This is a genomic window from Brenneria goodwinii (assembly GCF_002291445.1).
In the GTDB taxonomy this organism is placed as follows: domain Bacteria; phylum Pseudomonadota; class Gammaproteobacteria; order Enterobacterales; family Enterobacteriaceae; genus Brenneria; species Brenneria goodwinii.
On sequence record NZ_CP014137.1, the window covers coordinates 5,010,993 to 5,028,953 of the forward strand.

The following is a 17,961-nucleotide window of genomic DNA, read 5'->3' on the forward strand; positions in this document are numbered from 1 at the left end:
GTGGCTCACATTGTAAAAAAAATCGCTTGACTCTCTATAGCATGGAGACTCCACGTTATTTTCATCAATCCAATGTGTTTACTTTGAAATTGAGGAATACATGATGAAAATAGAAAATATTTTTACGCCTTATTATATTGGGAAATGTCGAATTCCTAACCGACTCGTCGTACCGGCCATGGTCGCCAACATGTGCCCCGACGGCAACGCATCCGAGCAATACATCCGATACCATGAAGAAAAGGCGAAAGGCGGCTGGGGCCTGATTATCACGGAAGATTACCGGATCAATGAACATGCCGCCGGCTATCCGGCGGTGGCCGCCCTGTATGACGAATCGCAGATTCCCAGCCATAAAAGATTTACGGATATCATCCATCAGTATGACACCAAAGTGTTTTGTCAAATATACCATGCCGGGCGGCAAGCGAACCACCGGGTCAACGGCGGCGTGAGGCCGGTGTCCTGTTCTCCGGTTCCGTGCCCCTGGAATAAGGAAATTCCCCGTGAGTTGACGGTTGAAGAAATAAGACAGTTGGTAAAAGATTTCGGCGCAACCGCCCTGAATGCGCAAAAGGCCGGTTTTGACGGCATTGAAATTCATGCGGCGCATGGTTATCTCATTCATGAGTTTCTGTCGCCCAACTGTAATCACCGAATAGATGAGTACGGCGGAACCTATATTAATAGGATGCGTTTTCTGAAAGAGATCATGGAAGAAGTCAGGAAACAGGTTGGCGATGATTTCCCCATCTCCGTGCGTTTCTCGGCGCAGGAAAATACCGAAGGCGGGCGGCGAATGTTTGAAAGCCGCCAGATGCTGATGGATATCGAGGAAATGGGGGCGGATGTGATTCACTTGTCGAACGGCATGTATGGGATCCGCTCCTCTATCGGGATAGTGGCTTCATTTTTCCAGCAGCATGGGTGGAATATGGACCTTGCGGCGGAAGCGAAATCGTTCTTGAAAATTCCGGTGATTACCGTGGGCAGGATCTCGGAGCCTGCGATGGCGGAAGATATCATCGCATCAGGAAAAGCGGATTTTGTGGCCATGGGCAGGGCGTCTCTTGCCGATCCTTACTGGCCGAATAAGGCGAAGGCCGCGGCTGATAATGATATCCGCCATTGCATCGGCTGCCTGCAGGGCTGCACGGCGTCCACCTATCAGGGGGTGCCGATCTATTGCCTCGTCAACCCAGAGTTGGGTCATGAGTTCGAGTATGACTACAGCAAGGCGAAGGAGAGCAAAACCATTTATGTGGCGGGAGCCGGTATCGCCGGCATGGAAGCCGCGCGCGCCGCGGCGATCAAGGGGCACCGCGTCGAGATTTTTGAAAAGAAGAATACGGTGGGCGGGCAGTTTATTTCTGCGGCCTATCCCCCCTTCAAAGGTGAATTTACCACCTATACGGCATGGCTGTTCCGCGAGATCAAGAAGTATGGAAACATCACGCTCCATCTCAATACCGAACTGACGGTCGACATGGTGAAAGATGGGAAACCGGATAAAGTTATTCTCGCCAGCGGCGCGCAGCCCGTTATTCCCAACGTGCCGGGAATACATAATAACAATGTCGTGCTGGCCGAAGATGTTCTCCTTGGACAATCGGACACCGGTATGAATGTTCTGGTCGTCGGCGGCGGAATGGTCGGTTCTGAAACGGCGGCTTATCTGGGGGCGCAGTGCAAATCCAAAGTCACCCTCGTGGAGCTGCGGGATGCGATCGCCATGGATCTGGAGGCGGGTATTCGCGATGATTTGAAAGACTGTCTGCGCCGCTGCTATGTTGAAATTATGACCAACACCAGTATTGCCGGGGTAACCGACGAAGGCGCCTTGCTTAAACGGGGCGATGATATCACGCTGTTTCCTTGCGACACCGTGGTATTGGCGATCGGCACAAAAGCCTGGTGCCCGCTGGCGGAAGCGCTGAAAGGTATTTGCGAGGTTACCCTAGTCGGCGATGCGGTCAAAGCGCGCCAGGCTATTCAGGCATCGGCTGAGGGCTTTGCGGCGGGTCTGGCTGCCTGATAGGGGGGAACACCATGTTTGATAAAGCGCATTTCGGCCGGGTGGTGAACTTCTCAATCAATATCTTTCTTGGCATCGCTTTGGTATTGGTTGGTTTAACGCTTGCCGATAACTTACAGCCAATGATCTTTTGGCAAAGTTTTGTGGTGAGCGTGGGAATCGGCTATACCGTTTGCGATCTGATTCCCTCCCCGGCCTGGGGCGAGCAACTTGCCCGTAAGGCTGGGATCAGAAGCAAATTGCTTTTTCATCTGCTATCAACCGCCATTGCCGGCGTCGTGCTAATCGTCTGCATCAGCCTTGGTTGCCAGTTCGTCGCCTTTGGCGGCGCGGTATTCCAGGTGTGGCCTTATGCACTGCCTTACCTGTTGATTGCAGGATATATAACATTGGTGGTTTTTCTGCCGGTGTGCAAAGAAATCGCGGGGGTTCTGACAAGATGATAAATATATAAACAGAGGCGTGTGTTATCTCAATTCGCTTTCCGTACCCGACGAATAGGGCCATCCGATGTCATTGGCTGGCCCTGTTCGCTCGCCTATATTATGGCTGCGAAGTCTGGTGAACCGGCACCCAGATTTCAAAATAACGGGTATATTCAGCATCTTCATGCGCCCTGACGATGAGTCTGCCTACTGGGGCGTCGCTGATCTCGTATCCAGCGTCCCACAGCGGCTGAAAAACCTGCTGGTACAAAGAGAGGGCGAACGTATTCTGGTTGTGCGCCGAGAAAACGGTATAGATACATTTTTGTGAGGAGATATACTCTGCATTCTGAGTGGAGATATTCATCTCTTTGGCTTTTTTGATTGAAACAGAGAATCCCCAGCAATAAACCAACGCCTGCGGGTTTTCCTTACTGATGCTGTTCTGCACTATTTTAAATGTTGCTTTAATGAACGGCATGTGTGAAATCCAGTTATCAATATGCGTGATTTCGTTGCGTCCTTTTAACGTTTGATAGCTATTGTTATTCCGGTATGGGCTAAAATAAAGTTGAGGATTGTTCATTTCAGTGAATGTGCCAATGTAATCCTGAAATGCGGCAAGCCTCTTCTGTTCCGCATTTAACTCATCCAGAACCAACTGGTAATGATAAATAATATCAAGCAATTTTTTTTCTTGCTGTGCGTATTTTTCCTGAATATTTGCAACACAGTCTTTATTGATTAGCTGCTCGATTTCCGTATTTGAAAATTTAAAAGATCGTAGATGTTTACTATCAAGCAGATAATTCACATCCCAAGCATCATAGTAGCGGTAATTGGAGGTTTTATCCTTTCTCGGGGTAACGAAACCGCACTCCTCGTAATAACGCAGCGTTTGAACCGGAATACCAAGAAGTTTGGATATCGCGCCGATTTTATATTTGTCGCTCATAAGAAGCTCCCAATATATAAATGCTGTATAGTTTTTTTTATTAATGCCAGGCGATCGAAGATTAGGGTGATTGGGTCGACAGATTTATCGCGAGAACAATGCCATCAGTTAGAGTTATGTGTGCCGCCTTGGCTTTCCCGATAGTGGCACCGCTCTCAAGGAGTGTCAAGACGGTTGTCGTTTTCCTGTACGGATACGGGATCGGCATCCCGCTATCCCTTATGGCGCTGCAAAAATACCTGATGCATTGCGCGGCACGCGTTGTTTTCGTGCGCCGCAACAAAGCAGAAAATTCATTCGTTAAATAAATAACGTTTTTATATTCGTCACATTTCAGGTTGCGGGTGCGAAGGCCGCGTCTTAATATCGCCGGCTGGCGATGAACCGCCGTCATATTTGTCATCAGCGCTTGAATAGCGTATTCGCTATTGTTGCCATCGTACGCTTTTTATCCCAATTGACTATTCCTGCCGGCGCGCATCTGCATTATTCGCAGGGCGTTTCAGCGCGATCCGCCATGCCCGGAAGGCGGGAAATCTATGGCGCGGAGTTTGGCCGCGCAGGGAAGAATGAATGGCGTTAAGTCAGAAGATCAGAGGCGGGATGGCTCCCGCTCTCATCGTTGATTAACGGACGATTATGGATTTCTCCAGGATTGCCCGCGTTAATCTAGCGCGTCGGCAGTGCCGAGATCGTCGGCGGCATGTGACGGATTGACCGCGGCAAACGGCAAATTCGTCAGCGCGGGAGAACCCGGATTCACTCGCCCGGCGTTCATTTCATCAACAAAGGCGATCGGCGATTGCCGATGGCGATTCACCTTCAGATCAAAGACATCAAACCGATTATAGTAGCCAACCACATCATGTAATTGTTTCACTTCAACAATATCGGCCAGATTAAAAACGGCATAGGCAATCCCTTCGTCATGCTGCAACATCTCCCCGATGGGCGATCCCGTCGGATCAATAAACATGCTGGCCGCCTGCGGGGTCTGCTCAAGGATATCCGCGACGCTGCTGTCCCAATCTATCAGCATGTTTTTCATCTGGTCGTCCATCAGTGAGGCGCTGATGATGCCAAAACATTTTGCTTCGAAGGAGTGGGCGCTGGCCCGAATGCGATTTGCGGCAAGATTATCGAAGTTTCCGCCCGCCGCTGGTTTTTTTGTCGGCCAGATTGAAGGCCATTTGGAAATGTGGATCTGCTCGCCCTGCGCGATAAGCGAATAACGCGCCAGCGGATTGGTGTTTTCGCCGCAAATCAAACTGCCGATGCGTCCGAGCCGGGTGTCCGAAACCGTTAAGCCGGCGCCATCGCCCGGCGCCCATACCATTTTTTCATAAAACGTCGGCACCAGCTTGCGATGATGATTAAGCACTTGCCCTTTATCATCGATAAGAATGCTGGAGTTCCACAAGCAGCCCACGCTGACATGGCTTCTTTCACTGAACCCAAGAGACACAAAGATCCCCAAGTTGGCCGCTTTGGCGCGCAGCGCGCTGATTTCCTTGCCGTCTATCAACAGGCTGTTTTCCGCCATGCGGATAAACCATTGATGGTTGTGAATCGGCCCCCATAGCGCCGCCCATACCGGAAACCCAGGAATGAACGACTCGGGGAAGACCACCAGTTCGGCGCCATTTTTATGCGCTTCGTCGATCAATGACAACGCTTTGCTCAGGGTGGCGGCGGCGTCCATATAAACGGGGGCGGCGTGTACCGCGGCAACTTTAACTTGAGGTAAGTACATGTTATATCCTTAGTGAATGAGCATTTCCGCACCGATTCGGTACGGAAAATAAATTCATCTATTATTTCAATTGATTACCAAATTCACGGCGTACCGCCAGTTCATTCCATAACCGCAGCGACCTTTCATCTTTAAAAAGCAGCGAGAAAATGATCACCAGCAAAAATCCCGCGGGGATGGAGACGATGCCAGGATTGTTCAGGGTGATGAGCGGCGCGCGCAGGCCGACAATACTGGTGGCGTCAGTTGGGATCGCCTCCGCTTTTTCCTGTAACTCGGCGCGCTGAAGGGTCAGCTTGTGAATCAAGGCGTCGGTTTCGCGACTCGACGGTGAACGCTGAGCAACTTGCAGTTGTTCAGCAATCGCCTGCGCCTGTAATTGTGATGCGGCTTTTTGCTGCAATGGATAGGTCATGCTGGGCGAAACCAACACCAGCGCGATAGAAAGCAGGGTGCCGCCAATGATGCCGGCGAGAACGCCGGATGTGTTGCACCGGCGCCAGTAAAGGGACATCACCAGCGCCGGCAGATTTGCTGACGCGGCTACGGCATAACCCAGCCCGACCAGGTGAGCGACGTTTTGCCCTTTGGCCGCGATGCCGGCCACCACGGCGACGATCGCCATAAGAAGTGTGGCGATGCGGGCCGCGATGACCTGCTGCCTCTCGCTGGCGATCCCTTTACGAATCGCTCCCACGTAAACATCGTGCGCCATGGCTGAGGCCGCCGCCAGGGTCAGGCCGGCGACCACGGCAACGATGGTGGCGAAGGAGATCGCGGCGACCAGCGCCAGCAGAAAGTTCCCGCCCAGGCTGGCCGCGCCGCCGCCAAGGTATTGCGCCAGGAGCGGGGCGGCCAGATTGCCGCCTTTGTCGGCCGCTTTGATGGCGTCGGCGCCGATATAGTGCGCGCAAGCAAAACCGATGACGATAATGAAGAGATGGCATAAGCCAATGCCGAGCATTCCCCACAATACCGAGTGGCGCGCGGTTTTCGCATCGCGGACGGCAAAGAAGCGCATCAGAACATGAGGCATCGCGGCGGTGCCCAGCAACAGCGCCAACCCCAGGGAGATCTGCTCAACCGGTTTCTTAAGATAAAGCCCTGGTTCGAGGAAGCGTTGTCCTGACTCTTCCAGCGTCAACGATGATGAGTAAAAGGTCTTAAACACATAGTGTTGCAAGCGAGAGTCATTGGCGAGATGGTTGAAAAAACTGAAGGGATTGAACCCATAGGGCAACCATGAAAGGACAACCAGAATAAAACAGCAAGAGATCAGGAGCACCGCTTTGGTCACCTGAACGGTTGTGGTTGCACGCATCCCGCCAAAGGTGACGTAGATAAGCATCAACGCGCCTACGGCGATAACTGAAATTTCATAGGGCACGCCGATAAGGGCGCGGATAATAACCGCACCGCCGACAATTTGCGGCACCATATAAAATAGCGCCACGATCACGCTGGATATGGCCGCCACTATTTTGGTGGAGCGAAAAGCATTGCGCCACGCCAGCACATCCCCAAGGGTATATTTCCCCAGGTTCCGGCACGGCTCCGCAACCAACAGCAGCACAGGAATAAAGGCGACGAAAAAGCCGATAAGATAATTAACGCCGTCAAAACCATAGAGCGCAATCAAGCCGGAAACGCCGAGAAAGGCCGCCGCTGATAAATAATCACCGGCGATTGCCAATCCGTTCTGTTTGGCGCCAATACCGCCGCCGGCGGTATAAAAATCGCCCGCCGAGTTATTTTTACGTGAAGCAATCCAGGTGATCGCCAGCGAAGCTAAAAATAATAAAGCGAAAATATAGAAGGTAATATGCCGGTGTTCATTATCAACCACCGTTGTTTCCGCCGCGAATACGTTATTTACGCTGAGCATTATCAGGGTAAAGCAACTAAGCAATGTGTTTATTCGTTTCTTCATTTTTATATCCGTCCAGAAATTGTGATAACTTTTTACTTTCTCGATCGAAATGACGCATTTTGACGGCATAGCGGCAGGCAATAAGGCCGCCCAGCGGATATTGTAGAATGGCCCATACCAGTCCGATATTGACCGCGCCGGCAATTTTTACCTTCATCAGGTCGGGAAAAAAGCTATTCATAAATGGGATGGAAAAGAAAAAGATCAGGCTGATGATTAACAGTTTTATTATTGCCGACTGTTTTTTTATGACCATCTCTTTATAGTTTTTATGTTGGTAAATTTCGTCCCATGAATAGGACTGTGTGGAATCTTTATTACTCATATAGATTTCCCCCGGTGTGTGTGTTTAAAAGCTAGCAAACAGTTTCCCCAACGAAAAGTTGAGAATTTGCAGCTGGCTTTGCAAAAATGCAAAGCCGGGTTTGCATTATAATTGTGCAAATGAAGGAGAATGCGAACTCACAAAGAGCAATAAACGCGGCTTAATAAAAATTGAACCGGAGTTTATAGCGGTAGCTGGTTGATAACTTTCATATCCAGACGGGAATGACATGATCTGGATAAGAATATAAGTATGGATAGTCATGTGTCGCCGCACCATCAGGGAGCATTGATGGGGGCTACCTGCCTATTTTATTCTCATTCGAGATTTTTATTCCGGCGGGCGTGGGATAATCTCGGTTCAAGATTTCCACGAGGAAGCTAATTACCGCTTTCATTTTCGGTAAATATCTCAGTTCCCGATGGACAGAGAGCCAAACCGTGCGTTCGGTATTGACCTCTTTTTCCAGTAATCGCTTTAGCCCAAACCGTTCTGCGTGCATGAATTCGGGCAACATAACAATGCCCGCCCCGGCGGCGGCGGAAAACATTTGCGCGACCATGCTGCTGGAGCTGAATACAACATTCGGCGTATCAATACATTCGTTTAACCAACGAACCGTATCCAACTGAACTAAGTCATCAATATAGCTGATAAATTTGTGTTGCCTGAGCTCATCTACCGACACGGGTTTAACCTGATTTTCCCAATATTTATCCGAGGCATAAAGATACAGCGAAAATTTTCCGACGGGCAAAATATCCAATCCCTGACTTTCATAAGGATAAAAGCTGAGAAACAGGTCTGCTTCGCGGCGGTTAACATGAACCTGGTATGATGAGGTCAGCAGCTCTACCCTGATCCCCGGGTAACGGCGTTTGAAATCAACCAACTGCTCGGCCAGATAGAATGAGGCGATGCCTTCCATCGTGCCAATGCGCACCTCGCCAGCCAGTTCATCAACCTTTTGCGCGGATGTTTTGCCTATCATGGCCAGCGTCTGGGCCTCCATCGCCTCAATGTGGGCAATCAATTTATTGCCGCCGGGGGTGATTTTAAGCCCGGAAGGGTGGCGTTCGAACATCGGCGTGCCGATGGCTTTTTCAAGGCTGGTGATATGACGGCTGATGGTTGATACGTCCACCCGCAGCGCTTTGCCTGCGCCAGATAAACTACCGGAGCGAACCACTTGCAAAAAGATCCGTAGATCATTCCAATTAGGCATTGATGCTGGCATGTATTTCTCTCTACCACCGGTTATTTTGGCTTATGCGCATCATGACGCTGCGATAATAAAAAATGATGACGCTGTGCGTGATTAATGTATTTCTTTCGCCCGAGATATCACTTTCAGATTTGCATATCTCAAATTATTGTCAAGTGGATGGCTCCGGCTTGATTCGATACCCATTTGATGCGATGGCGTTATTCACCAGGAGAAATTTTTCTTTTAATGCGGCTGCAATGTGAATGTCGCCGATTTTTTGATGAAGTCGCCGAATCTTTTGTATATTTCGCCCTTGGCTTTAATGGCCATCGTCAGATGAACTTTTGGCAGTTCGGGGAACCCTTCAGCACTGGATAATATTTCATGATTTTTATCAATAGCGCTTTGTGGAAGGATGCTAATTCCCAGCCCGGAAGAGAGCGCCAGTTTAATATTTTGGTAAGACGCACTTTCATAAGCCGTGTAGTAGTCTTTTCCTTCCTTTGCTAAAACCTCTTTTCCCGCCTGGCGATAGGCACAGCCTTCCGGGAAGAATATACATGGAACGGCATCCAGTTCAGTGAAAGTTAATTTACTTTTACTCACCCAATGCAACGGCTCTGACCATAAGAGCCGGGTGTTTTTTATGCCTATTCCACTGAGATCTTTTTCTGCGTTCGTATGTTTGAATATGGCGATATCCAAATCGCCCTGATTAATTAAATCGACGAGCTGCGCGGATAGCGTGGATGTGATTTGCAGACGCAACGTGGGATTCAGCGTCAGACAATACGATATCGCGGAAAGAATATCGCCAATTTTAAAATCATCCGGAACACCGAGACGAATATAGCCGGTTAGCTCCGTCTCCCTTATTGAACCGATGGTATCGCTTAAGCGATAAAGGATCTCGCGCACGGCGGGAAGCAGGCGTTCGCCGTCAGGGGTTAGCCCGGTGATGTGGCCTTGGCTCCGTATGACAAGACGACGCCCCAGGATCTCTTCGAATTTTTGCAGGCTCTGCGTCAGCGCCGACTGGGTACGATGGAGCCTGAGGCTCGCCAGTTGAAAACTTCTCTCTTCCGCGATACAGGTAAACATACGCAGGTGTTCAAGCGTTATGCGCCGGTCGCCCAGGCGGTCTATGCCGTTCATCTTCATTTGACGTCCTTGATTGATGATTAATTAAATTTATTATGAAGAGCTAGATATTAATCGCCAAGAAAATTGATTGCCAGATTTTCGCTGGCGCGGCGGCGATAACGGCGGGATCTTTGCTGAATTTAAGGCCGGAAAGGGTTGATGAACATGTCAGCGTTGCCGGCGTTGTTGTGACGAACGCATGTAACGCTATCTCTGATGCGGTTGCTCAAGGAGTTATGTAAAGTAAATGTTGCACCTATCGCTAAGTAAGGTATTACTTATCGATTCGATAACAACAACGGATTGGTGATGTTCGTCACGTTTCTGTACTTTACTCCCATACCAACACACATGAGGATATAGTGATGTCAGTAATTAACACCCAGGTTAAACCGTTCAAAAACATGGCGTTCAAAGACGGTAAGTTCATCGAAGTCACTGAGAAAGATATCGAAGGCAAATGGAGCGTATTCTTCTTCTATCCGGCCGACTTTACTTTCGTTTGCCCGACTGAACTGGGCGATGTTGCCGACTACTACGATGAATTCCAACAGCGCGGTGTGGAAATTTACTCTGTTTCTACCGACACGCATTTCACACACAAAGCGTGGCACAGCAGCTCTGAAACCATCGCTAAAATCAAATACACCATGATCGGCGACCCGACTGGTCAGCTGTCGCGCAACTTTGAAAACCTGCGTGAAGCCGAAGGCCTGGCTGACCGCGGTACGTTCATTGTCGACCCTCAGGGTATCATCCAGGCAGTGGAAATCACCGCTGAAGGTATCGGCCGTGATGCGTCGGACCTGCTGCGTAAAGTGAAAGCCGCTCAGTATGTTGCTTCTCACCCAGGTGAAGTTTGCCCCGCCAAGTGGAAAGAAGGTGAAGCGACTCTGGCTCCGTCTCTGGATCTGGTCGGCAAGATCTAAGTCAGACCCCGCTGAGATTATGTTTTTTATCGGGTGCCTGGCACCCGATTTTTTGCACGGAGGATAACCAATGCTCGACAATACAATGAAAGTCCAGTTGAAAGCCTATCTGGAAAAATTAACTAAACCTGTTGAGTTAATTGCGACTCTGGATGACTCGGCGAAATCTTCTGAAGTAAGAGAATTACTGACTGAAATTGCTGGATTATCCGATCAGGTCAGCTTCTCTGAGAATAATGATCTGGCTGTACGTAAACCCTCTTTTCTGATTACCAACCCAGGATCTCAGAGCGGCCCGCGTTTTGCCGGCGCCCCGATGGGACATGAATTTACCTCTCTGATTCTGGCGTTGTTGCAGGTTGGTGGACATCCGTCAAAAGAAGCGAAAGAATTACTCGACCAAATCCGCAATCTTGATGGCAAGTTCCATTTCGAAACCTATTACTCGCTGTCGTGCCACAACTGTCCTGATGTGGTGCAGGCGCTGAATTTAATGGCTGTCCTGAATCCGAATATTACCCATACCGCTATTGACGGCGGCGTATTTCAGGATGAGATCCAAAGTCGTAACGTCATGGGCGTGCCGACCGTGTTCCTTAACGGCGAACACTTTAGCCAAGGCCGCATGAGCCTTAACGAAATCGTGACCAAAATTGATACCGGCGCGGGCGCCAAGCAGGTTGAAAAACTGAACCAGCGCGACGTTTACGACGTGCTGATTATCGGCAGCGGCCCGGCAGGGGCGGCGGCGGCGGTCTATTCCGCCCGTAAAGGTATTCGCACCGGTCTGGTGGGCGAGCGTTTCGGCGGCCAGATTCTGGATACCGTGGATATTGAAAACTACATCTCCGTGCCGAAAACGGAAGGGGCGAAACTGGCTACCGCGCTGAAGAGCCACGTGGATGACTATGACGTTGACGTGATCGACGCGCAGAGCGCCGAAGCGTTGATCCCCGGCGGTAAACCGGGCATGCCGCATCAGGTGATAACCGTTTCCGGCGCGACACTGAAAGCGCGCAGCGTGATTATTGCGACCGGCGCTCGCTGGAGAAATATGAATGTGCCCGGCGAAGATCAGTATCGTACCCGCGGCGTGACCTACTGCCCGCACTGCGACGGCCCGCTGTTTAAAGGCAAGCACGTCGCGGTGATCGGCGGCGGTAACTCCGGCGTGGAAGCGGCGATCGATCTGGCTGGCGTGGTGAAGCACGTTACGCTGCTGGAGTTTGCGCCGGAGCTGAAAGCTGACTCCGTATTACAGGACAAGGTGCGCAGTCTGCCGAATGTCGACATTATCCTTAATGCGCAGACCACGGAAGTGAAGGGCGACGGTCAGAAAGTAACCGGGCTGACCTATAAGGATCGCGTTAGCGATACGCAGCATGAATTGCCGCTGGAAGGGATCTTCGTTCAGATCGGTCTGCTGCCCAATACCAACTGGCTGGAAGGCACCATCGCCCGTAACCGGATTGGCGAAATTGAAATTGATGCCAAGTGCGAAACCAGCGTTAAAGGCATTTTTGCCGCCGGCGATTGCACTACGGTGCCGTACAAGCAGATCATCATCGCTACCGGCGAAGGGGCCAAAGCTTCTCTGAGCGCGTTTGACTACCTCATCAGAACCGAGTCAGCCGTTTGATATTAACCGCACCGACGGGTGCGGTTGGTTTATGAACTCATCATTGCCATATTGGGGAATACCCGTCATCGCAACGCCGATTGGGTAACGACGGGCCGTCGTCGAGTAATCGACTGCTCGTTTCTTCCCTATGGGATTTCTGTCAATAGATTGACTTTCTTGTGTCTGCCCATTGAGCCATGCTTGATGGGCTTTTTTTTTTTGCGTTTATGGGGAAATAATGTGGAGACAGGGGTTGCCAAGGCACGATAACAACTCCATAATGCCAGCCCTCCTTACCAGGAGGTGTTGATTGCGGCGTGATATTTAATCCGTCACCGTTTATCTTATCCCCGCCCTCGTGTTGCCGAGGGGCGTTTTTCATCCTGTTATTACTCTGTTTTTTGATTTACCCATACAAAAAATAATAACTTTTTGAACAGACTTATCCACAGGTTGCCTGTGAATGTTTTTCCCGCCGCCGTATCTTGCTGACAAGACTGTAATTTTTATTTTATTGATATCTATAGATAATAAATTACTTATAAAACGTTATCGCAATCACTTGTACTTTTTGTGACAGTTGATTGTCAAAGACTTTTTATATTTATGCACAGGCGATACGACAAACGTGTGACACCGAATCTCAGGATTCACGCATCACGCGGCAATCCTTTCTCTACCGCGCGAATCAATCTTTTTTTGCGCGCCGGCTGAACCTCTACTTCCCGCGACGAGCGGCGCATAAGCTGTTGATGAATGGCCCAATGGATATGTTCGTCCAGTAGCTCGCTTTCACCCAGCCGGGTTCGCAAGGCCAGTACAATCTGATCCTGATAAGGGGCGTTTCCCAGCGCCACCGCGATATTGCGCAGCCAGCGTAGATGACCGATACGGCGAATGGCGGAACCTTCCGTAATCCTCAGGAATTTATCTTCGCTCCAATTGAACAAATCCAGTAACTCAGGGGTATGGAGCGCCGCTCGTGGGCTAAAATCGGTTTCGTCCGTTAATTGAGAAAAGCGATTCCACGGGCAGATTAACTGGCAGTCATCACATCCGTAGATACGGTTTCCCATCAAAGGGCGGAACTCCTCGGGGATTGGGCCTTCAAGTTCGATTGTCAGGTAAGAAATACAACGCCGGGCGTCAACGGTATAGGGTTCGACAATGGCGCCGGTAGGGCAGGTCGTCATGCAGGCCACACAGCGGCCGCACTGCTCTTCCTGGGGTTGATCGATAGGCAGCGGCAGGTCAATCAGCAACTCACCGAGAAAGAACCAGGAGCCCGACTCTCGGTTTAATAGAAGTGAGTGCTTACCAATCCAACCAAGACCGGCTTTGGCGGCCAGAGGGCGTTCCATAATCGGCGCGGAGTCGACGAACGGACGAAAATTCAGTTCACCGCAGTAGTTCTGGATTTGGTCGCCGAGCTTCTTCAGGCGCTGGCGTAATAGCTTGTGATAATCGCGCCCCAGCGCATAGCGGCTGACGTAGCCCTTAAGCGGGTTTTTCAACGTGCAGGCAAATGCCGCTTTGGCGGGCAGATAATTCATCCGCACGCTGATCACCCGCAGCGTACCAGGCAGCAGCTCATGCGGGCGCGCCCGCAACATACCGTGACGCGCCATCCATGCCATTTCGCCGTGATATTGCTTGTCCAGCCAGGCTTGCAGCTTAGGTTCTTCAGCGGATAAATCCGTGTCGCAGATACCGACCTGCTGGAAGCCCAGCGATAGCCCCCATTGCTTGATAAGTTGTGCTAATTCACTGAGATCGTAGGGGTATATCATGACAAGCCGTAAAAGGAGTAAAGAGCGGTTTATTTTACCACATTACGCTTTACGGGCCGATAGCGCGGGAAATTGCGTGAATTCTGGCAGTTGCCCGCATTGCTTGCTAAGTTGGAATGATCGACTGAACCATAAGGGGGCGTGATGACTGACGACATAACCTGTGGATCCGACTTTTCTCTTCCACATACGGTATTCAAGGCGGAGTGGGTGCGTCATGAAGAGATCAACGCGGCCCGCGAAACGGGAGTCTCACTGCACGAGCTGATGCGGCGGGCAGGGGAGGCGGCCTTTCAAATTGCCCGCCGTGGTTATCCCGCCGCCCGGCGCTGGCTGATACTGGCCGGGCACGGTAACAACGGTGGCGATGGTTACGTGGTTGCTCGTCTGGCGTTGGCTGCAGGCCTCGTCCCTTATGTCATTGCCTGCGAGGGAAGCCACCCTTTACCCGAGGAAGCGCATGCCGCTCGCCAGGACTGGCTGGAGCAGGGGGGAACGATCCATGACGCCGATGCGCCGTGGCCTGATGATATCGATCTGATTATTGACGGCTTGCTGGGAACCGGCCTGTCCAATGCGCCGCGCGCGCCCTATGACGCGCTCATCGCTCAGGCAAATACGCACCCTGCTCCGGTGATTTCTATCGATATCCCTTCCGGATTAAATGCCGAAACCGGGCAGTGTGCGGGCAATGTCATTAATGCGGCGCACACGGTGACGTTTATTGCTCTGAAACCGGGGCTGTTAACGGGCCAAGCCCGCGATTGCGTCGGCCAACTGCACTATGACGCATTGGGGTTATCTGAATGGCTGGACGGGCAAGTCGCACCGATACGGCGGCTATCGGCGAAATTGCTTAGCGAATGGCTGAAGCCACGGCGTCCGGGCGTACATAAAGGCGATAACGGGCGCTTGCTGATCGTCGGCGGCGATTACGGCATGGGGGGCGCGGTGTTTATGGCAGGGGAAGCGGCGCTGCGCAGCGGTTCCGGGCTAGTGCGAGTGCTTACTCACAAACAATATTTAGCGGCCTTGCTGACCGTTCGTCCTGAATTGATGGTGCAGGAACTGACGGCCGAAAACCTGAGAAAAGGGTTGGAATGGGCCGATGTTATCGTGATTGGTCCCGGCCTGGGGCGGGACGAATGGGGTAAAAGTGCGCTGCGGCTGGCGGAAAATTGTAACAAACCCATGTTATGGGATGCCGATGCGCTTAACCTGCTGGCAATCGACCCGCATAAGCGGCAGAATCGCCTGCTGACACCGCATCCGGGCGAAGCGGCCCGTTTATTGAATTGCCGTGTGTCTGATATTGAAAGTGATCGCTTACTTGCAGCGCAAAAACTGGTAAAACGCTATGGTGGTGTTGTTGTATTAAAAGGTGCAGGTACAGTGATTGCCAGTGAGCAGAACCGATTAGCCATTGCCGATGTGGGGAACCCGGGCATGGCGACGGGCGGCATGGGAGATGTGCTGTCTGGGATTATCGGTGGTTTGCTGGCACAAAAGCTATCGCTGTATGATGCCGCCTGCGCGGGGTGTGTTGTTCACGGCGCGGCGGCTGACTGGCTGGCCGTACAACGAGGAACCCGAGGTATGTTGGCAACCGATCTGATGCCTGTGTTGTCCCGATATGTCAATCCCGAATAGATACCCTTAGAAAAGACAGAATGAAAAAAATCGTGTTACCTCTGCCGGATGAGGCAGCAACCATCGCGTTAGGCGCAGCGCTGGCTAAAGCCTGTGACAGTGCCTGTGTTGTGCATTTATACGGCGATCTCGGCGCGGGGAAAACCACCTTCAGCCGAGGTTTTCTACAAGCGTTGGGGCATCAGGGAAATGTGAAAAGTCCGACTTATACCCTGGTGGAGCCTTATGCCTTATCCCCTCTGGCGGTATACCATTTCGATCTTTACCGCCTTGCCGATCCTGAGGAGCTGGAGTTCATGGGGATCCGGGATTATCTGGATCAGGATGCGATCTGCCTGATCGAATGGCCGCAACAGGGCGCCGGCATATTACCGGCGGCCGATCTGGAATTGCATTTGCATTATCAGGATCAGGGCCGTCAAGCCGAGTTGTCGGCCGTTTCTTCTCAGGGAGAGGCAATCCTGATGCGGGCGGCCAGTCAGTTGGGGATAACAGCGCAATGATGAGCCGTATGATCAAACTGTTCGTCTGGACATGGCTGATGATGTTGGCCGGCGCGGTCTGGGCCGCCAATTTGTCTGACATTAAAGTCGATAACGCCGCCGCTCAGGCAACCGTGAGCCTGAGTTTTAGCGGTCAGCCAATTTATGCGTTCTTTCCTCTGAACAATCCTGCCCGGGTGGTGATCGATATCCGTCAGTCGGTGCTGGTTCAGGGGCTGCCGCTGGAGTTCAGCGGACAAAATCTGATTAAGCGCATCCGTACCAGCAATGCTCAGGATGCGCAAAGCGTACGCCTGGTGTTGGATTTAACACAAGCGGCCAAGACACGGGCGGTGACGAAGAAAACGGCCAATGGCCACACGGTGGTTTTTACCCTGGTCGGCGACAAGCCCAAGGCGGTGCAAAGCGCGCCCGTCGCATCGCGGGAGTCGCGGCCGGTGAAGTCTGTACCGGCTAAAAATCCGTTTAATAACAAGCCTACGCTGGTGGTGAACAGCAATGCGTCATCAAGAACGACGGCGCGCACCAGCGGCAACAGCAACGATCAGGTGGTGGTGGCTATCGATGCCGGACATGGCGGTCAGGATCCCGGCGCCATCGGCCTGAATGGGCTGCGTGAAAAAGATGTCACGATTGCCATTGCCCGTAAGCTGCAGGGCTTGCTGAACAACGATCCCGCCTTCAAACCGGTACTGACGCGTAACGGGGATTACTTTATTTCGGTGATGGGGCGTTCCGACGTCGCACGTAAACAGGGCGCCAATATTCTGGTGTCCATCCATGCGGACGCCGCGCCCAATCGCAGCGCAACCGGGGCTTCGGTATGGGTTTTATCCAATCGCCGGGCAAACAGCGAAATGGCCGGTTGGCTGGAACAACATGAGAAGCAGTCCGAGTTGTTGGGCGGCGCCGGCGATTTGCTGGCGAATAGCAACGCCGATCCTTACTTAAGTCAGGCCGTACTGGATCTGCAGTTTGGTCACTCGCAGCGCGTCGGCTATGATGTCGCGACCAAAGTGCTGTCTGAACTCCAGCGCGTCGGCGGATTACACAAATCCCGTCCCGAACATGCCAGTTTGGGGGTGTTGCGTTCGCCGGATATTCCTTCACTATTGGTCGAAACCGGGTTTATCAGCAATGCGGCGGAAGAACGTCTGTTGGGAAGCAACGCTTACCAGGAAAAAATTGCCAATGCAATTTATCGGGGGGTGAAAAGTTATTTTCAGACGCACCCTTTGCAATCCGTCCCAAAGCAGGAAAAACACGTGGTTCCGCCAGCGGCAAGTAACGCCTCCGCCAGCGCTCCGGCAGCGAAGGCCGGCGGCAACAGCGGTAGCAATATTCGCCATACCGTGGTGCGCGGTGAAACGTTGTCGGCGATTGCGGCGCGTTATGGCGTGAGCATGTCGGCGATCCGGAGTGTGAACAAGCTGAATAAAGATATCGTGTGGGTGGGGCAGCGGTTGAACATTCCGGCTGGCGGGGCAAACCAAACGGCAGCGGCGGCCGCCAGCAAACAAGCGGCGCCTGCCGTCAAACATAAAGTGGTGCGTGGCGATACCCTGAGCGCGATTGCTGACCGCTATGGGGTCAGTATGAAAGAGATTCAGCGGGCAAATGATATGAACTCAGGAACCGTTCAACTCGGTCAGACGTTGGTTATTCCTTCGGTCTGAATGCGTTTTTATCCTGAGT

General features: G+C 51.8%; 14 protein-coding genes. 7 read left to right on the forward strand and 7 right to left on the reverse strand.

Going from position 1 to position 17,961, the window contains the following annotated elements; translation table 11 throughout:
• The first annotated feature begins 103 nt into the window (after positions 1 to 103).
• Positions 104 to 2,035 carry an oxidoreductase gene (locus ACN28R_RS22190; RefSeq protein ID WP_095835497.1) on the forward strand — a complete coding sequence of 644 codons (1,932 nt, stop codon included), beginning with the start codon at positions 104 to 106 and terminating at the stop codon, positions 2,033 to 2,035.
• A gap of 14 nt (positions 2,036 to 2,049) precedes the next feature.
• A complete protein-coding gene (locus ACN28R_RS23880) occupies positions 2,050 to 2,478 on the forward strand; it encodes a hypothetical protein (RefSeq protein WP_095835498.1) in 429 nt (142 codons plus the stop codon).
• A 100-nt stretch (positions 2,479 to 2,578) separates the two neighbouring features.
• Here the strand turns inward: ACN28R_RS23880 and ACN28R_RS22200 are convergent, their stop codons facing one another.
• The 6 genes from ACN28R_RS22200 to ACN28R_RS22225 form a co-directional block, all read right to left on the reverse strand.
• Positions 2,579 to 3,415, reverse strand: coding sequence for a MerR family transcriptional regulator (locus tag ACN28R_RS22200; RefSeq protein ID WP_095835499.1), 837 nt, complete (start codon positions 3,413 to 3,415; stop codon positions 2,579 to 2,581).
• A gap of 664 nt (positions 3,416 to 4,079) precedes the next feature.
• Positions 4,080 to 5,168 (reverse strand): carbon-nitrogen hydrolase family protein, encoded by a 1,089-nt coding sequence (locus ACN28R_RS22205; protein ID WP_082153019.1) that lies wholly within the window; start codon positions 5,166 to 5,168, stop codon positions 4,080 to 4,082.
• A gap of 61 nt (positions 5,169 to 5,229) precedes the next feature.
• Positions 5,230 to 7,098 (reverse strand): solute symporter family protein, encoded by a 1,869-nt coding sequence (locus tag ACN28R_RS22210; RefSeq protein WP_095835500.1) that lies wholly within the window; start codon positions 7,096 to 7,098, stop codon positions 5,230 to 5,232.
• Entirely contained in the window at positions 7,070 to 7,423 is a 354-nt protein-coding gene (locus ACN28R_RS22215) for a DUF485 domain-containing protein (protein WP_048637368.1), read from the reverse strand. The genes ACN28R_RS22210 and ACN28R_RS22215 overlap by 29 nt, the downstream gene beginning before the upstream one ends.
• 298 nt (positions 7,424 to 7,721) lie before the next feature.
• Entirely contained in the window at positions 7,722 to 8,648 is a 927-nt protein-coding gene (locus ACN28R_RS22220; RefSeq protein ID WP_222103761.1) for a LysR family transcriptional regulator, read from the reverse strand.
• A gap of 225 nt (positions 8,649 to 8,873) precedes the next feature.
• Positions 8,874 to 9,791, reverse strand: a complete 918-nt coding sequence (locus tag ACN28R_RS22225; RefSeq protein ID WP_048637370.1) for a LysR family transcriptional regulator — start codon at positions 9,789 to 9,791, stop codon at positions 8,874 to 8,876.
• A gap of 347 nt (positions 9,792 to 10,138) precedes the next feature.
• Between ACN28R_RS22225 and ahpC the strand changes: the two genes are divergently transcribed.
• Both ahpC and ahpF read left to right on the forward strand, forming a co-directional pair.
• The gene (gene ahpC / locus ACN28R_RS22230; RefSeq protein WP_048637371.1) at positions 10,139 to 10,702 is read left to right on the forward strand and encodes an alkyl hydroperoxide reductase subunit C; all 564 of its coding nucleotides are present in this window, start codon (positions 10,139 to 10,141) and stop codon (positions 10,700 to 10,702) included.
• A gap of 70 nt (positions 10,703 to 10,772) precedes the next feature.
• On the forward strand, positions 10,773 to 12,341 hold the full coding sequence (ahpF, locus tag ACN28R_RS22235) for an alkyl hydroperoxide reductase subunit F (RefSeq protein ID WP_048637372.1): 1,569 nt from the start codon (positions 10,773 to 10,775) through the stop codon (positions 12,339 to 12,341).
• Positions 12,342 to 12,973: 632 nt separating this feature from the next.
• On the opposite strand, the gene queG is transcribed toward ahpF, so the two are convergent.
• Positions 12,974 to 14,113, reverse strand: a complete 1,140-nt coding sequence (gene queG / locus ACN28R_RS22240; RefSeq protein WP_095835501.1) for a tRNA epoxyqueuosine(34) reductase QueG — start codon at positions 14,111 to 14,113, stop codon at positions 12,974 to 12,976.
• Positions 14,114 to 14,257: 144 nt separating this feature from the next.
• Between queG and nnr the strand changes: the two genes are divergently transcribed.
• Genes nnr through amiB form a run of 3 tightly spaced genes read left to right on the forward strand, consistent with a single transcriptional unit; the run spans position 14,258 to position 17,942 of the window.
• Complete coding sequence (gene nnr / locus ACN28R_RS22245; protein ID WP_095835502.1) at positions 14,258 to 15,763, forward strand: bifunctional ADP-dependent NAD(P)H-hydrate dehydratase/NAD(P)H-hydrate epimerase; 1,506 nt, start codon at positions 14,258 to 14,260, stop codon at positions 15,761 to 15,763.
• 20 nt (positions 15,764 to 15,783) lie between these two features.
• Positions 15,784 to 16,266 carry a tRNA (adenosine(37)-N6)-threonylcarbamoyltransferase complex ATPase subunit type 1 TsaE gene (gene tsaE / locus ACN28R_RS22250; RefSeq protein WP_048637376.1) on the forward strand — a complete coding sequence of 161 codons (483 nt, stop codon included), beginning with the start codon at positions 15,784 to 15,786 and terminating at the stop codon, positions 16,264 to 16,266.
• Positions 16,263 to 17,942, forward strand: coding sequence for an N-acetylmuramoyl-L-alanine amidase AmiB (gene amiB / locus ACN28R_RS22255; RefSeq protein WP_095835503.1), 1,680 nt, complete (start codon positions 16,263 to 16,265; stop codon positions 17,940 to 17,942). Before tsaE ends, amiB begins: the two co-directional genes overlap by 4 nt.
• Positions 17,943 to 17,961 lie beyond the last annotated feature (19 nt).

What these genes read in the sequence shown, in the direction of transcription:
- ACN28R_RS22190 (WP_095835497.1), top strand. Translation starts at nt 104, where the DNA reads ATGAAAATAGAAAATATTTTTACGCCTTATTATATTGGGAAATGTCGA.
- ACN28R_RS23880 (WP_095835498.1), top strand. Translation starts at nt 2,050, where the DNA reads ATGTTTGATAAAGCGCATTTCGGCCGGGTGGTGAACTTCTCAATCAAT.
- ACN28R_RS22200 (WP_095835499.1), bottom strand. Translation starts at nt 3,415, where the DNA reads ATGAGCGACAAATATAAAATCGGCGCGATATCCAAACTTCTTGGTATT.
- ACN28R_RS22205 (WP_082153019.1), bottom strand. Translation starts at nt 5,168, where the DNA reads ATGTACTTACCTCAAGTTAAAGTTGCCGCGGTACACGCCGCCCCCGTT.
- ACN28R_RS22210 (WP_095835500.1), bottom strand. Translation starts at nt 7,098, where the DNA reads ATGAAGAAACGAATAAACACATTGCTTAGTTGCTTTACCCTGATAATG.
- ACN28R_RS22215 (WP_048637368.1), bottom strand. Translation starts at nt 7,423, where the DNA reads ATGAGTAATAAAGATTCCACACAGTCCTATTCATGGGACGAAATTTAC.
- ACN28R_RS22220 (WP_222103761.1), bottom strand. Translation starts at nt 8,648, where the DNA reads ATGCCTAATTGGAATGATCTACGGATCTTTTTGCAAGTGGTTCGCTCC.
- ACN28R_RS22225 (WP_048637370.1), bottom strand. Translation starts at nt 9,791, where the DNA reads ATGAAGATGAACGGCATAGACCGCCTGGGCGACCGGCGCATAACGCTT.
- ahpC (WP_048637371.1), top strand. Translation starts at nt 10,139, where the DNA reads ATGTCAGTAATTAACACCCAGGTTAAACCGTTCAAAAACATGGCGTTC.
- ahpF (WP_048637372.1), top strand. Translation starts at nt 10,773, where the DNA reads ATGCTCGACAATACAATGAAAGTCCAGTTGAAAGCCTATCTGGAAAAA.
- queG (WP_095835501.1), bottom strand. Translation starts at nt 14,113, where the DNA reads ATGATATACCCCTACGATCTCAGTGAATTAGCACAACTTATCAAGCAA.
- nnr (WP_095835502.1), top strand. Translation starts at nt 14,258, where the DNA reads ATGACTGACGACATAACCTGTGGATCCGACTTTTCTCTTCCACATACG.
- tsaE (WP_048637376.1), top strand. Translation starts at nt 15,784, where the DNA reads ATGAAAAAAATCGTGTTACCTCTGCCGGATGAGGCAGCAACCATCGCG.
- amiB (WP_095835503.1), top strand. Translation starts at nt 16,263, where the DNA reads ATGATGAGCCGTATGATCAAACTGTTCGTCTGGACATGGCTGATGATG.